A 12,967-nucleotide genomic window follows, 5' to 3' on the forward strand; every position below is an offset into this window, starting at 1 on the left:
GGGCCGCACGCTCAGCCCTGGAAGAACTCCGGACCGTCGGCCGGCAGCGCCGGCACCTCCCCGTACGCGGCCGCCCGGCGGGCGAACTCGCGCAGCCCGGCCACCTGCCGCTCACCGAGCGAGAAGTCCAGCGCCCGGAAGTACGTGGCGAGCGTGTCCGCGTCGAACGTCTCCCAGCGGGCCGCCGCCTCCGCCACCTGGTCCAGCTCGGCCAGGCACAGGTCACGCGAGCGCAGGAACGCCTCGTGCACCTCCTTGACCAGGCCGGGGTGGGCGGCGGCGAAGTCACGGCGTACCGCCCAGACGGCGAAGACCATCGGCAGCCCGGTCCAGTCGTGCCACGCCTGACCCAGGTCGGTCACCTCGAGGCCCTTGGCGGGCGCCTCGTACAGCGCGCGCAGCGCCACGTCGCCGATCAGCACCCCGGCGTCGGCCTCCAGCAGCATCTGGGTCAGGTCCGGCGGGCAGCGGAAGTACTCCGGCCGCACCCCGTGCCGCTCGGCGAGCAGCAGCTGGGCCAGCAGCACCCCGGTACGCGACGTCGAGCCGAGCGCGACCCGGGCGCCGTCCAGCTCACCCAGCGGGCGAGTGGACACAATGTTCACCGAGAGCACCGGCCCGTCGCTGCCGACCGCCAGGTCGGGCAGGAGCAGCAGGTCGTCGGCGTGCTTGAGGAACTCCACGAGCGTGATCGGGCCGATGTCGAGGTCACCGGCGACCAGGTCGGCGCTGAGCCGGTCCGGCGAGTCCTTGTGCAGGTCGACGTCGATGAGCGCGCCGGACCGCATCAGCCCCCAGTAGATGGGCAGGCAGTTGAGGAACTGGATGTGCCCCACCCGGGGGCGGGCGATGCGATCGGCCATGACCCGACCGTATCGCCGCGGCCTCTCCCCCGCCGCCGGGGGATCCGATGGAGTGGTGAACCCCGCACCCGGCGGTAAGGAAGGGCCCCCTATTAACGCCTCCGGTATAGGAAGGGGCCCTTCTTAACCAGCGGTCAGACCGGCTCCGCCGCCACGGCTGCGGCGGGGACGACGGCGCGCTCGGCGCGTACCGCCCGGCGGACCGGCCCGGCCAGCGCCGCCACCACCAGCAGGCCGGCCACGCCGCAGCCGGCGATCAGCGTGCGCGGGCCGGCCACCTCCAGCAGCAGGCCCCCGACCAGGTAGCCGCCCATCGCGGCGCCCTGTGCCGCCGCGCCGAAGACCGCGAACGCCCGGCCCCGGGCCGCCTCCGGCACCCGCCGGGCCAGCAGGAGGTTGTTGAAGACGTTGTCGCCGCCGTTACCGACCCCGCCCAGCAACCAGATCGGCACGAGCAGCCACGCCGAGGGCACCGCCGCCGACACGAGCACCGCCAGGCAGCATCCGCCGAGCAGCACCAGCCCGGCGCCGAGCAGCGCGCCGTCGTCGGCGAGCCGGCGGGCGACCCGGGCGAACAGCCACGCGCCGAGCACGATGCCGAGCGTCCACGAGCCGGTGACCAGCCCGTACACGGTGGCGCTGCTGCCGAGCGTCTCCCGGATGAAGAAGACCTCGATCACGTTCACCGCCCCGACCGCGCCGATCACCGCGGCCACGCTGCCGACCATCACCGTCAGCAGCGGGTCGCGCCGGAACCGCCACGGGGGCGCGACCGCCGCGGCGGCGCCGACGGTCACCCGGCGGCCACCCCTTCGGGTACGGACGAGCAGCCCGGCCGCCACCAGGGAGAGATAGCTGAGCGCGCCGAGGAGCAGCGGTACCCGGGTGCCGAACTGGCCGACCAGGAGCCCGGCCAACGCCGGTCCGGCGAGCGCGCCGAGTGTACCGGCGGTCTGGTTGAGCGCGCCGGCCCGGGGCAGGTCCTCCGGCCGCACCATCACCGGCACCAGCGCGGAGATCACCGGCTGGGAGACCGCGAGGCCGGTGGCCAGCAGCGCCACCAGCGCGATCACCAGCGCCGGACCCGGTGCGTAGGCGAGCGCCAGGCAGGTCGCCCCCTGACCGAGCCCGGTCGCGATCAGCAGCACCCGGCTGTCCACCCGGTCGGCGAGACGACCGGTCAGCGGCGCGAGCGCGACCAGCGGCAGCGTCGCGGCGAGCAGCAGCCCGGAGACGGCGAGCCCACCGGCCCCGGCGGACTGGAGCGCCAGCGTGAGGGCGCTGGTGACCAGGAAGTTCCCGCAACTGGAGATGCCACGCGCGGTGGCCGCGAGCCAGACGTCCGGCCAGCACGAGGAGCCAGGTGTGAAGGACATACTTCGAAAATAATCCTTCACACCTGGTGCGCACAACCCCTCAATCGATGGGCATCGCCCGGTACTGAGCCGCCACCGCACGGACCCCGGCGGGTGGATCGGCCCGATGCCGCCGCCGGTACGGCTCCATCAGCGCCTGGATCGCCTGGTTCAACTCGCTCAACTCCTCGGCGGTCACCAGCAGCACGCTGTCGCTGAACCAGGTCGCCGCGTACCACTCCGGCGACTCGTCCGGCGCGCGGCGCAGCCAGTCCCGGACCCGCTGGGCATCGCGGACCATGTGCGCCTCGACCAGGGCCGCCTCGGCGGCGCGTGCCTCCGGTTCGGCATCCGGCCCCACCTCGACGTGGAACGACGGATTCACCGCCTGCCACACCCGCTCCCGCGCGTCCCCCCGGCCGGGCGCCTGCCGGATCAGCCCGAACTTCGCCAGCTCACGCAGGTGGTAGCTGGTCGCGCTCGGCGACAGCCCGGCGATCTCGGCGCACTCGGTGGCCGTCGCACCGCCCTCCAGCGTGCCGAGATGTTCCATGATCGCCATACGGGCCGGGTGAGCCAGCGCCCGCATCACCTGCGGGTCGCTGATCGTCACTCGGCGCTGCTCGGGCCGCGCCTCGGTCATGCCCCAATGATCCCGCGCCGCCGACACCTGGACACGCAGGGTGGAGCCCGTCGACTCAGGCGACCTTGAGCTGCTCGTCGCCGAAATCGGCGATCAGCTTGAGCGTGCCGCCGAGAGCGGCGATGTACCGCGCGAGCACGTCCTGGGTCGCGACACTGCCCGCCTCGATCTGCGACACTCGCGCGACCGACACACCCATCCTCAACGCGACCTGCTCCTGAGTCATCTCGCGCCGCTTGCGCAGCTCCGCGAGACGCCACCCGCGGGCCTCGTCGAGCATGCCACCGATCGCGGCCTCGAATGCCTGCACACCACCGGCGGTCTCCACCGCCCGGCCCAGGTGCGAGGTGTCACGCCACCGCTTGACGCCGCTCATCGAATCTCCTCCTGCCGCTCCTTGAGGTAGGTGTCGTAGAGCTGCTCCGCCTCCGGAATGGCATCCCGGTACCAGCGCGTCCACTGCCCCGACTTGTCGCCGGCGACCAGCAGAACCGCGGAGCGCCACGGGTCGAAGACGAAGAGAATCCTGATCTCGGTGCGCCCGGCAGAGGGAGGCCGCAGCTCCTTGAGGTTACTGAGGCGAGATGCGGTGATGCTGTCGACCAGCGGGCGCCCCTCGATGGGACCGTTGCGTTCCAGCACCAGGATTGCCTGGTTCACCAGGCGGTGCGACTCACGGTCGGCAGCGTAGAGCTCATCGAGGAAGTCCTCGACCTGCCCGGTCATCAGAATCTCCCACTCCACTTCTCATCCCCGAACTTAAGAATATTATTAAGAGCCGGGTCGGTCGAGTGACACGCTCGGCAGGAAAAATCGGTGGTGCGGGCGGCTGGATGGCCGTAGCGTGGATGGCCGCCCGACGGCCGCGGTGAGCATGCACCGCAGCGGACGTCCCCGCGCCGGGAGCAGGCCAACCGCCCCGGACACGCGAGCGAGCCTCAGTTGAGCCATCGGAGTTCACAGTGCCCGCAACCGAACTTGACACCACGCCCGAACGTGACGCCACGCCCGACCTCGACGCCGAACTCGCCGCCGAGCGCGCCCACCTCGACGCCTCCCGAGCCGCGCTGAAACGGATGCGGGAACGCGCCGAGGCGCTCTTCGCCACCGGCGACAAGGTGGCCGGTGACTCGTACACCGCCGAGCAGCTCGGCCGGCACATGGCCCGGCGGGTCAAGGAGCTGGCCGACGACCCGACCACGCCGCTGTTCTTCGGCCGCCTCGACTTCGGGGAGACGGACCCGGACCACGCCGGGCGGGACTACCACGTCGGGCGGCGGCACGTCACCGACGAGCTGGGCGAGCCGCTGGTGCTGGACTGGCGGGCCCCGGTGTCCCGGTCGTTCTACCGGGCCAGCGCGCGTGACCCGCAGGGCGTCGCCGTACGCCGCCGGTTCGGGTTCAGCGCGGGCGTGCTGACCAGCTTCGAGGACGAGCACCTGGACCGGGGCGAGGAACTCGGCACCGCCAGCCGCATCCTCACCGCCGAGATCGAGCGCCCCCGCGTCGGCCCGATGCGCGACATCGTCGCCACCATCCAGCCGGAGCAGGACGAACTGGTCCGGGCCGACCTGGCCGACTCGATCTGCGTGCAGGGCGCGCCCGGCACCGGCAAGACGGCGGTCGGGCTGCACCGCGCCGCGTACCTGCTCTACCTGCACCGGGAACGACTGCGCCGCTCGGGAGTGCTGATCGTCGGGCCGAACCGGGCGTTCCTGTCGTACATCGCGGCGGTGCTCCCCGCGCTCGGTGAGGTCGAGGTCGAGCAGGCCACCGTGGAGGACCTGGTCGCGCGGGTCCCGGTCCGCGCTGTCGACGACCCGGCCGCCGCCGCGCTCAAGCACGACGTCCGGATGGCCGAGGTGCTGCGCCGGGCCGTCGAGGCCCACATCGGTACGCCCACCGAGCCGATCATGGTGTCGGACGGCTCGTACCGGTGGCGGATCGGGCTCGACCCGCTGCACCGGCTGGTCACCGAGACGCGCCAGGAAGGGCTGCCCTACGCCACCGGCCGGGAACGGGTCCGGGCGCGGGTGGTGGGGCTGCTGCAACGCCAGGCGGAGGCGCGCCGGGCGGAGTCGCCGAGCGACGCCTGGCTGCGGCGGATGAGCCGGATCAAGCCGGTCACCGACCTGCTCGACGCGGTCTGGCCGGCGCTCACCCCGGACGGGCTGCTGCACCGGCTGCGTACCGATGCCGACGCGCTCGCCGCCGCCGCGGACGGCCTGCTCACGCCCGAGGAGCAGGAGTTGTTCCGGTCCGGCAAGACCGCGCGTACCGCGAAGGCGACCCGGTGGACCGCCGCCGACGCGGTGCTCATCGACGAGGTGGCCGGGCTGCTGGAACGGCCCGCCGGCTTCGGGCACGTGGTGGTGGACGAGGCGCAGGACCTCTCCCCGATGCAGTGCCGCGCCATCGCCCGGCGCAGCGAGCACGGCTCGATCACTCTTCTCGGCGACCTCGCCCAGGGCACCGCGCCGTGGGCCGCGACCGATTGGCGGGAGTCCCTGGCCCACCTGGGCAAGCCGGACGCCGCTGTGGTGCCGCTGAGCGTGGGCTTCCGGGTGCCGGCGGCAGTGGTGGCGTTCGCGAACCGGCTGCTGCCGGCGCTCGCCGTCGACGTACCCCCGGCCCGCTCGCTTCGCCACGACGGCGCGCTGGATGTGCGTACCGCCGAGGACCTGGCGGCCGCGACGGTGGCCGAGGTGCGGGCGGCGCTCGCGCACGACGGCTCGGTCGGTGTGATCGCCGCGGACGACGCGGTGGACCGGCTGCGCGCGGCGCTCGCCGACGCGGGCGTCGCAACCGCGACGGCCGACGACGTCGAGGCCGCGGCGCGCGTCACAGTGGTCCCGGCGACGCTGGTCAAGGGCCTGGAGTACGACCACGTGGTGGTCGTCGAGCCGGCCGCGATCGTGGCCGCCGAGCCGCGTGGGCTGCACCGCCTCTACGTGGTGCTGACCCGGGCGGTCTCCCGCCTGGCCGTGCTGCACCGCGAGCCGCTGCCCGCGCCGCTGGCCACCTGACCCGGGCGGGCGGCTGCGGCCCGGGCGGGCGGATCCGTCAGGCGGACAACGCGGCGGCGACCTCGCGCAGCGGACGGCCGGACTCGGCGATCGGCACGGTGAACGACAGCCAGGAACCGTCGGTGAAGTCGATCCGCAGCCGCTTCGGGTTCAGCCGGTGCCACCCGACCCGGGCCGAGGCGACCTCCGCACGCGCGGCCGACCACGCCACCGACGTCTCGGCCAGCGCGCGTTCCTCGGCCTCGCGCCCGGCCAGCAGCTTGACCCCGCCGGTACGGCAGACCAGCAGCCGCCGGTCGGTGACCGCGAGCAGCGTCTCCCGGACCTGGAGGTCGGGCCGGGCCGGGCGGAGCGCGCGGTGCAGGCGGGAGGCGGCCGAGCCGGGCTCGCCACGGCCGGCGATCCCCCAGCCGATCGCATCGACCAGCCGGTCGCCGCGGTCCCAGGTGGCGAGCGGCAGGAGGACGTTCAGCAGCACCGAGCCGAGCGTCCGCCGACCCGGCTCGGCAGTGGACTCCGGTTCGGGCGGCGGCGCCGGAGCGAGGCCCTGGCCGACGTCGGCCTTGGCGTGGGCCAGCACGCGCTCGCCCGGCTCGACGAGCCGGTCGATCGGGTCGCGGTATCTGGTCTCGTCCATCGGCTCAGTATCGGCCGTCGCCGTAGCCGTCGTCGGTACGGCGCTCCGCCGCCGGGGCGTTGCCCATCACCTCGCCGACGATCTCGCGTACCCGGGCGGCGGCGGCCTCCTGCGCCCGGTTCGCCGCGGCGGTGATCTCCTCGGCCAGCGTGTACGAGTCGAACCGCATGGCCCGCGCGTTGATATCGGTGGAGAGAATCTTGCCGTCGGCGGCGGCCACCACGGTGACCAGGCCGGAGTCGCTGACCCCCTGGGCGCTGCTCTGCTCCAGCTCGGCCATCCGCGCGCCGAGTTCGCGCTGCCACCCGTCCAGGTTGCGGGCCAGCGCCTCGATCCGGTCCAGGGCCGGGAACGTCATGGGTGCCTCTCAGTTCACGATCGAGTCGAACACGTTCTGCACGCCCTTTGTGTACGGGCCGAGATCCTCGCGGTACGTGCCGTCCACCAGGTAGTTGCGGTCCTTGCGCCCGTCGGAGATGTCGTGCAGCCCCATGCCGGTGTCGAGCAGGGCGCCGCCGATACCGGGGATGTTCACCGGTGACGCCTGGTTGATGGCGAACTTGCCCGGGAACAGGATGGCGGCGCGTTTGGCCTTGAACAGCACCGCCTCCCTGGTGTAGCCGGCCTTACTGAACGCGCCGTACGCCTTCTTGGCCTTGCGGAGCTCCAGCACCACCTGGCGGTAGCGCATGAGCAACTCGGCGACCTTCTGGAGCTTGGTGGCGAGCTTCGTGAGGATCTCCGCGAACCGCGCCACGATCTTGACCATGCGGCCGACGGTGGTGGCGAGCCGGGCCAGCACCCGCACCACTGTGGCGGCCAGGCTCACCCCGGCGCTCAGCACTGCCGCCACCGCGGCGATGATGACCTCGGTCAGGAACCAGAGCAGGAACTCCAGGATCAGCTCGACCAGCAGGTTGAACGCGTCGACAGCGGCATTGGCGGCGTCGACCAGCACCTCCTTGGTGCCGTCCAGCCCCTTGGCCAGTTCCTCCATCGCCTCCTCGATCGACTCCATCGAGGCGTGGAACTTGTCCGCCGCGTCGCCGTCCCAGGCGCCGCGCAGCCGAGCCCGGTCGGCGACCTGGTCGCCGGCGATCCGCCGGACCGCGTCGCCGGTGGTCAGCGCGAGCTGGGCCGCCCGCATCAGATCGTCCGGCTCGCCGGCGACCAGCTCCAGCAGCTGCTCGAACGGCCACAGCACGGCGTTCGAGAGCGGCTTGAACGGGTCGGGCGTGCCCGACACGATCTGCTCGAAGTAGGTCTTGTTGCGCTGCAGCGCCTCGGTGCTCATCCCGCCCCCCTCAGGCGCCCGGCTGGAACATGTCGGTGTTGGCCACGTCCGTGCCGGTGTACGCCTCGGCGGTGTCGCGGAGCCCCTCGGCGATCGTCGCCATCACCTCGGCGCCGTCCTCCAGCCCTGCCAGGCACGCCTCGAACTGCTGCTCGTACGCGGCGGCGAGACTGAACGACGCGGGCATCACGCCGAACGCGTGCCGGGCCACGTGGCCGTCGCGGAACAGCCGGTGCAGCTCACGGAACTGGCCGGCCCGGTCCCGGGAGGCGGCGGCGAACGCCGTCAACGCCTCCGGCTGCACCTCGAGATTCCTGCTCGGACTGGTCACGGACCCTCCCCAGTGTCCGGTCGGAACTTCCACCGTCCTCGACGGCGCCACCAGCCTAGGGGATGTGCGCAGTTCCACAGGGGGCGGCGACGGTTGCCCCGGCACGGTAGACAGGGAGTGCACGAGCACCCTTCCGCCGCCCGAGGAGCCCCGGATGATCCTGGCCCGCGCCGAACAGGTCAGTCGCCGCTACGGCGACGTGCTGGCCCTGGACCGGGTCGACCTGACCGTCCGGGCCGGGGAGCTGGTCGGCCTGCTCGGCCCGAACGGCGCCGGCAAGAGCACCCTGATCAACCTGCTGGTCGGGCTGCGCCGCCCGAGCGGCGGCCGGGTCGAGCTGTGCGGCGGCGACCCGCGTGACCCGGCGAGCCGGCGGCAGCTCGGCGTCACGCCGCAGGAGACCGGCCTGCCCGGCACGCTGCGGGTCGGCGAGGTGGTCGACTTCGTCTCCGCGCACTTCCCCGACCCGGTGCCCCGGGGCGAACTGCTCGACCGGTTCGGCCTCGCCGACCAGGTACGCCGGCAGACCGGCGGCCTCTCCGGCGGCCAGCGTCGCCGGCTGGCGGTGGCGCTGGCGTTCGTCGGCCGTCCCCGGCTGGTGGTGCTGGACGAGCCGACCACCGGCCTCGACGTGGAGGCGCGGCACGCGCTCTGGGACGCGATCCGCGGCTTCCACGCCGACGGCGGCGCCGTGCTGCTGAGCAGCCACTACCTGGAGGAGGTGGAGGCGCTCGCGCAGCGCGTCGTGGTGATCGGCCACGGGCGGGTACTGGCCGACGACTCGGTGGCGGCGATCCGCGGGATGGTCGGCGTACGCCGGGTCAGCCTGGTCGCCGACGACCTGCCGACGCTGCCCGGGGTGGTCGCCACCGAACGCGCCGACGGGCGGGTGCACCTGCTCACCACCGACGCCGACCAGCTCGTCCGCGACCTGGTCACCGCCGGGGTGGCGTTCCGCGACCTGGAGGTCCGGCCCACCTCGCTGGAGGAGGCGTTCCTCGCCATCACGGCCGGCGACCGGCCCGCGCCCACCCCCGCCTAGGAGACAGTCGTGCCGCTCGCCCTCGTCCACGCCCGCTACCACCTCCTGGAGATCATCCGGATTCCGGTGGCGGTGGTGGGCAGCGCCTTCTTCCCCGCGGCCGCGATGCTCTTCTTCGTGGTGCCGTTCGCCGGCGACGACCCCACCGGCGCCACCTACGCCACCGCCGCCATGGTGACGTTCGCGGTGATGAGCGCCAACATCTTCCAGTACGGCGTGGGTGTCGCCGAGGACCGCGACCAGCCCTGGAACCCGTACACCCGGACCCTGCCGACCGGACCGGCCCCGCGACTCACCGGGCGGATCCTGGCCGGGCTGGTGCTGACGTACGTGTCGATGATCCCGGTGGTGGTGATCGCCGCGGTGGCCACCGAGGCCCGGGTCAGCGCGCTGCAGTTCCTGCTCGGGCTCGGCGCGGTAGCGGTGATCTCGGTGCCGTTCACGCTGCTCGGCCTGGCGATCGGCTACGCGCTGCCGAGCAAGGCGGCGATCGTGGTGGCGCAGGTGATCTTCTTCCCGCTGGCGTTCGGCGGCGGCCTGCTCTCCGGGCCGGACGACGCGCCCGGCTTCATCAAGGCGATCGCCCCCTACCTGCCGACCCGGGGCGCGGTGGAACTGATCTGGGCGGCGGTCACCGACTTCCGGCCCGGCACCCTGTCGCTGGTGATGCTGGGAGTCTGGGTGCTGGTGCTCGCCGCGGCCGCCGGCTGGGCGTACCGGCGGGACGAGGGACGCCGCTTCACCTGACCTTTTGTCCGGTTCCGGCCCGGTGGCCGACCCGGCGGTGCCACGATGCCGACAGGGCGGGTCAGCGGGACCGTCCCCGGCGAGAGGGGTCACCGTGAACGGCGTCGAGCCCGGCACACCCTGCTGGACCGACCTGGCCACGCCGGGGCTGGAGGACGCGCGACGGTTCTACCCCGAGCTGTTCGGCTGGACCGGGCAGATCTCCCCCGAGCCGGAAGCGGGCGGCTACACCGTCTTCCAGAAGGACGGCAAAGCCGTCGCCGGGGCCGGCCCACCGGCCACGCCGGACCAGGTGCCGGTCTGGTCGATGTACGTGGCCACCGACGACGCCGACCTTGTCGCGACCCGGGTGGAGGCGGCCGGCGGGCAGGTGGTGGTCTCCCCGTTCGACGTCGCCACGCAGGGCCGGATGGCGGTGCTCGCCGACCCGGCGGGCGCGGTGTTCAGCGTCTGGCAGCCGATGGCGATGCGCGGGGCCGAACTGTTCAACGCACCCGGCGCGATGTGCTGGAACGAGCTGGTCACCCCCGATCCGGAGAACGCCAAGGAGTTCTACGCGCTGGTCTTCGGCTGGCACCCGGAGGAACGTCCCGCCGGGCCGGTGCCGTACACCGGATGGCGCTGCGGCGCCCGGATCGTCGCCGGGATGCTGCCCCGGGCCGAGCCGATGCCGGAGGACCTGCCCGCGTACTGGGCCGTCTACTTCGCGGTGGAGGACGCCGACGTCACCGCCGCGCGGGCCGCCGAGCTGGGCGGCACCGTCCTGGTCCCGCCGCGCGACAACCCGGCCGGCCGCAGCGCCGCCCTGCGCGACCCGTCCGGCGCCCTCTTCTCCATCTCCACCCTCCGCTGACCCCCTCCGCCGCGCGCGAGGCGGGTCCGGTCGAGATCTTGGTACGGGTTGGCCCCCAGGAGGGCCTGTTCGTACCAAGATCTATCTGCCCTCCCGGCAATCGGAACACCTGCTCAGGATTCGGGACGGCGCTCCCTGAGGGTGGGCTGTTCAGCGGCAAAGCCGCCACCCCGTCCGCCGATCTTGCAGTTGCGGCCCTCGTGGCGTTACATTCGCACCTTTTGTCGGGGCCGGAAGTGCAAGATCGACGGCGCGAGAGGGCGGGCGCGCGAAGGCGGGGCGGGTGGGGTCAGGTTGGGCGGACGGGGACCACCAAGGGGCCGTGGTCGCCGGGGATCACCCGGATGTGGGCTCGGTAGTGGCGGGCCAGCAGGGCCTCGGTGAGCACCTCGTCCGGTGGACCGGCGGCGGCCACCCGGCCGTCGGCCAGCAGCACCAGACGGTCGGCGTACTCGCCGGCGATCGAGAGGTCGTGCATGGTGGCCAGCACGGTCAGGCCGTGCTCGCGGCGGAGCTGGTCGACCAGTTCCAGCACCTCCTGCTGGTGCCCGATGTCCAGCGCGCTCGTCGGCTCGTCCAGCAGCAGCAGGGTGGCTCCCTGGGCCAGCGCCCGGGCCAGGAAGACGCGCTGCCGCTCGCCGCCGGAGAGCGTGGCCAGCTCACGGTGTGCGAACGGGCCGAGGTCGAGCCGGTCCAGCACCTCGTGCACGGCGGCCAGGTCGGCGGCGGACTCGCGGCCCAGCGCCGGGATGTACGGGGTACGCCCGAGCAGCGTGTAGTCGAAGACCGACATGCCGGCCGGCACCACCGGGGACTGGGCCACCGTGGCCACCACCCGGGCCCGTTCGCGGCGGCGGAGCGCGCCGATCGGCGTACCGAAGAGTGCGACCTCGCCCGGGCCGGTCAGCAGGCCGCCGACGGCGCGCAGCAGGGTCGACTTGCCGGCGCCGTTGGGTCCGATCACGGTGACCCACTCACCGGCGGAGACCGTGAGGTCGACGCCGGCCAGGATCGGGTTGCCGCCGAGGGCGACCCGCAGGTCGTGCACGCGCACGGCGGGGGCGTTCACATCGCCACCCGGCGGGCGGTACGCAGGACGAGGACGAAGAACGGGCCGCCGAGCAGCGCGGTGACCACGCCGATCGGGATCTCGGCGGGGGCGGCGGCGGTACGGGCGACCACGTCGGTGAGCGCGAGGAACGCGCCGCCGAACAGCATGGACAGCGGCAGGATGATCCGGTGGCTGGAGCCGAAGAGCAGCCGCATGGTGTGCGGCACGATGATGCCGACGAAGCCGATCAGCCCGGACGCGGAGACCGCGGCGGCGGTACCGAGCGACGCGGCGGCGATCAGCAGGTAGCGGGAGCGCTGCGGGTGCAGGCCGAGACCGGTGGCCTCGTCGTCGCCGACGGAGAGCACGTCCAGCTCACGCCGGTGCAGCAGCACCACCACGGCGGTGAGCACGAAGTACGGCAGGACCAGCCACACGTCGTGCCAGCCGGCGGTGGCGAGCCGCCCGAGCAGCCAGGAGTAGACCTGCTGGATGTTGTCGGAGTGCTGTTGCAGCAGGTACGTCTGCCCGGCGCCGAAGAACGCCGAGACCGCCACCCCGGCCAGGATCAGCGTGGCCGGTGACCGGTCCCGTCCGCCGGCCGCGCCGAGCAGGTACGTCAGCACGACCGCGCCGAGCGAGCCGACGAACGCGGCGAGCGGGATGGTGATCGGCAACCCGGTCAGCGCCCCGCCGGCTCCGGCGCCGAGCACGATCGCCGTGGTGACCGCGAAGCCGGCGCCGGCCGCCACGCCGAGCAGGTACGGGTCGGCCAGCGGGTTGCGGAAGACGCCCTGGTAGCAGCCGCCGGCCAGGGCGAGGAGCGCGCCGACGAGCAGGCCGAGCACGACCCGGGGCAGCCGCAGCTCGGTGATGATCGCGATTTCCCGCTCGGTGAGCCCGCTGTCGAGGCGTACCCCGGGTAGCAGGTTGAGCAGTTCGGCGGCGACGCTGCCGGGCGGCAGGCTGACCGGGCCGAGTGAGACGCCGGCCACCAGCGCGACGAGCACGGCCACGACTCCGGCGAGCAGCCAGCGCTTGCGTAGCCCGGCGGGCCGGACCGGGGCGCCGCCCGCGCCGGGCGCCCCGCGCCGCCCGGGGCGGGACAGCGGCCGGATGCCCGGC

General features: G+C 73.4%; 15 protein-coding genes. 4 read left to right on the forward strand and 11 right to left on the reverse strand.

The genetic code is table 11. From position 1 onward, the window contains the following. Window positions 1–11 precede the first annotated feature (11 nt). From MCBG_RS18285 to MCBG_RS18305, 5 genes are all read right to left on the reverse strand, one after another. Complete coding sequence (locus tag MCBG_RS18285; RefSeq protein WP_043327339.1) at window positions 12–863, reverse strand: menaquinone biosynthetic enzyme MqnA/MqnD family protein; 852 nt, start codon at window positions 861–863, stop codon at window positions 12–14. Between the two features lie 134 nt (window positions 864–997). Then, window positions 998–2,239: an MFS transporter gene (locus MCBG_RS18290; RefSeq protein ID WP_043327341.1), complete on the reverse strand. Its 1,242-nt coding sequence runs from the start codon at window positions 2,237–2,239 to the stop codon at window positions 998–1,000. Window positions 2,240–2,279: 40 nt separating this feature from the next. Next, window positions 2,280–2,861 carry an ArsR/SmtB family transcription factor gene (locus MCBG_RS18295; protein WP_043327342.1) on the reverse strand — a complete coding sequence of 194 codons (582 nt, stop codon included), beginning with the start codon at window positions 2,859–2,861 and terminating at the stop codon, window positions 2,280–2,282. A gap of 55 nt (window positions 2,862–2,916) precedes the next feature. Beyond that, entirely contained in the window at window positions 2,917–3,237 is a 321-nt protein-coding gene (locus MCBG_RS18300; protein ID WP_043327344.1) for a helix-turn-helix domain-containing protein, read from the reverse strand. Beyond that, a complete protein-coding gene (locus MCBG_RS18305; RefSeq protein ID WP_043330725.1) occupies window positions 3,234–3,587 on the reverse strand; it encodes a type II toxin-antitoxin system RelE/ParE family toxin in 354 nt (117 codons plus the stop codon). The genes MCBG_RS18300 and MCBG_RS18305 overlap by 4 nt, the downstream gene beginning before the upstream one ends. Window positions 3,588–3,823: 236 nt before the next feature. On the opposite strand from MCBG_RS18305, the gene MCBG_RS18310 reads away from it, so the two are divergent. Next, window positions 3,824–5,887 carry a HelD family protein gene (locus MCBG_RS18310; RefSeq protein WP_043327346.1) on the forward strand — a complete coding sequence of 688 codons (2,064 nt, stop codon included), beginning with the start codon at window positions 3,824–3,826 and terminating at the stop codon, window positions 5,885–5,887. Between the two features lie 37 nt (window positions 5,888–5,924). Here the strand turns inward: MCBG_RS18310 and MCBG_RS18315 are convergent, their stop codons facing one another. From MCBG_RS18315 to MCBG_RS18330, 4 genes are read right to left on the reverse strand one after another with little or no spacing between them, the layout of a single operon-like run. Next, entirely contained in the window at window positions 5,925–6,524 is a 600-nt protein-coding gene (locus tag MCBG_RS18315) for a hypothetical protein (protein WP_043327348.1), read from the reverse strand. A gap of 4 nt (window positions 6,525–6,528) precedes the next feature. Then, a complete protein-coding gene (locus MCBG_RS18320; protein ID WP_043327350.1) occupies window positions 6,529–6,882 on the reverse strand; it encodes a YbaB/EbfC family nucleoid-associated protein in 354 nt (117 codons plus the stop codon). A gap of 9 nt (window positions 6,883–6,891) precedes the next feature. Continuing rightward, window positions 6,892–7,818 (reverse strand): WXG100 family type VII secretion target, encoded by a 927-nt coding sequence (locus MCBG_RS18325; RefSeq protein ID WP_043327351.1) that lies wholly within the window; start codon window positions 7,816–7,818, stop codon window positions 6,892–6,894. Window positions 7,819–7,828: 10 nt separating this feature from the next. Then, on the reverse strand, window positions 7,829–8,149 hold the full coding sequence (locus MCBG_RS18330) for a type VII secretion target (protein WP_043327353.1): 321 nt from the start codon (window positions 8,147–8,149) through the stop codon (window positions 7,829–7,831). Window positions 8,150–8,303: 154 nt separating this feature from the next. On the opposite strand from MCBG_RS18330, the gene MCBG_RS18335 reads away from it, so the two are divergent. The 3 genes from MCBG_RS18335 (at window position 8,304) to MCBG_RS18345 (ending at window position 10,791) form a co-directional block, all read left to right on the forward strand. Next, complete coding sequence (locus MCBG_RS18335; protein ID WP_043327355.1) at window positions 8,304–9,191, forward strand: ABC transporter ATP-binding protein; 888 nt, start codon at window positions 8,304–8,306, stop codon at window positions 9,189–9,191. A 9-nt stretch (window positions 9,192–9,200) separates the two neighbouring features. Further along, on the forward strand, window positions 9,201–9,938 hold the full coding sequence (locus MCBG_RS18340) for an ABC transporter permease (RefSeq protein ID WP_043327358.1): 738 nt from the start codon (window positions 9,201–9,203) through the stop codon (window positions 9,936–9,938). Between the two features lie 94 nt (window positions 9,939–10,032). After that, a complete protein-coding gene (locus MCBG_RS18345) occupies window positions 10,033–10,791 on the forward strand; it encodes a VOC family protein (protein ID WP_043327360.1) in 759 nt (252 codons plus the stop codon). A 289-nt stretch (window positions 10,792–11,080) separates the two neighbouring features. Here MCBG_RS18345 and MCBG_RS18350 read toward each other — a convergent pair whose 3' ends face one another. Together MCBG_RS18350 and MCBG_RS18355 are read right to left on the reverse strand one after the other, a co-directional pair. Next, on the reverse strand, window positions 11,081–11,860 hold the full coding sequence (locus tag MCBG_RS18350) for an ABC transporter ATP-binding protein (protein ID WP_043327362.1): 780 nt from the start codon (window positions 11,858–11,860) through the stop codon (window positions 11,081–11,083). Next, window positions 11,857–12,951, reverse strand: coding sequence for a FecCD family ABC transporter permease (locus MCBG_RS18355; protein ID WP_051611556.1), 1,095 nt, complete (start codon window positions 12,949–12,951; stop codon window positions 11,857–11,859). Before MCBG_RS18355 ends, MCBG_RS18350 begins: the two co-directional genes overlap by 4 nt. Window positions 12,952–12,967 lie beyond the last annotated feature (16 nt).

Origin of the sequence: Micromonospora sp. M42, from assembly GCF_000568915.1 — a bacterium.
Classification (GTDB): Bacteria; Actinomycetota; Actinomycetes; order Mycobacteriales; family Micromonosporaceae; genus Micromonospora; species Micromonospora chalcea.

What these genes read in the sequence shown, in the direction of transcription:
- MCBG_RS18295 (WP_043327342.1), bottom strand. Translation starts at nt 2,861, where the DNA reads ATGACCGAGGCGCGGCCCGAGCAGCGCCGAGTGACGATCAGCGACCCG.
- MCBG_RS18285 (WP_043327339.1), bottom strand. Translation starts at nt 863, where the DNA reads ATGGCCGATCGCATCGCCCGCCCCCGGGTGGGGCACATCCAGTTCCTC.
- MCBG_RS18290 (WP_043327341.1), bottom strand. Translation starts at nt 2,239, where the DNA reads ATGTCCTTCACACCTGGCTCCTCGTGCTGGCCGGACGTCTGGCTCGCG.
- MCBG_RS18315 (WP_043327348.1), bottom strand. Translation starts at nt 6,524, where the DNA reads ATGGACGAGACCAGATACCGCGACCCGATCGACCGGCTCGTCGAGCCG.
- MCBG_RS18300 (WP_043327344.1), bottom strand. Translation starts at nt 3,237, where the DNA reads ATGAGCGGCGTCAAGCGGTGGCGTGACACCTCGCACCTGGGCCGGGCG.
- MCBG_RS18305 (WP_043330725.1), bottom strand. Translation starts at nt 3,587, where the DNA reads ATGACCGGGCAGGTCGAGGACTTCCTCGATGAGCTCTACGCTGCCGAC.
- MCBG_RS18335 (WP_043327355.1), top strand. Translation starts at nt 8,304, where the DNA reads ATGATCCTGGCCCGCGCCGAACAGGTCAGTCGCCGCTACGGCGACGTG.
- MCBG_RS18320 (WP_043327350.1), bottom strand. Translation starts at nt 6,882, where the DNA reads ATGACGTTCCCGGCCCTGGACCGGATCGAGGCGCTGGCCCGCAACCTG.
- MCBG_RS18325 (WP_043327351.1), bottom strand. Translation starts at nt 7,818, where the DNA reads ATGAGCACCGAGGCGCTGCAGCGCAACAAGACCTACTTCGAGCAGATC.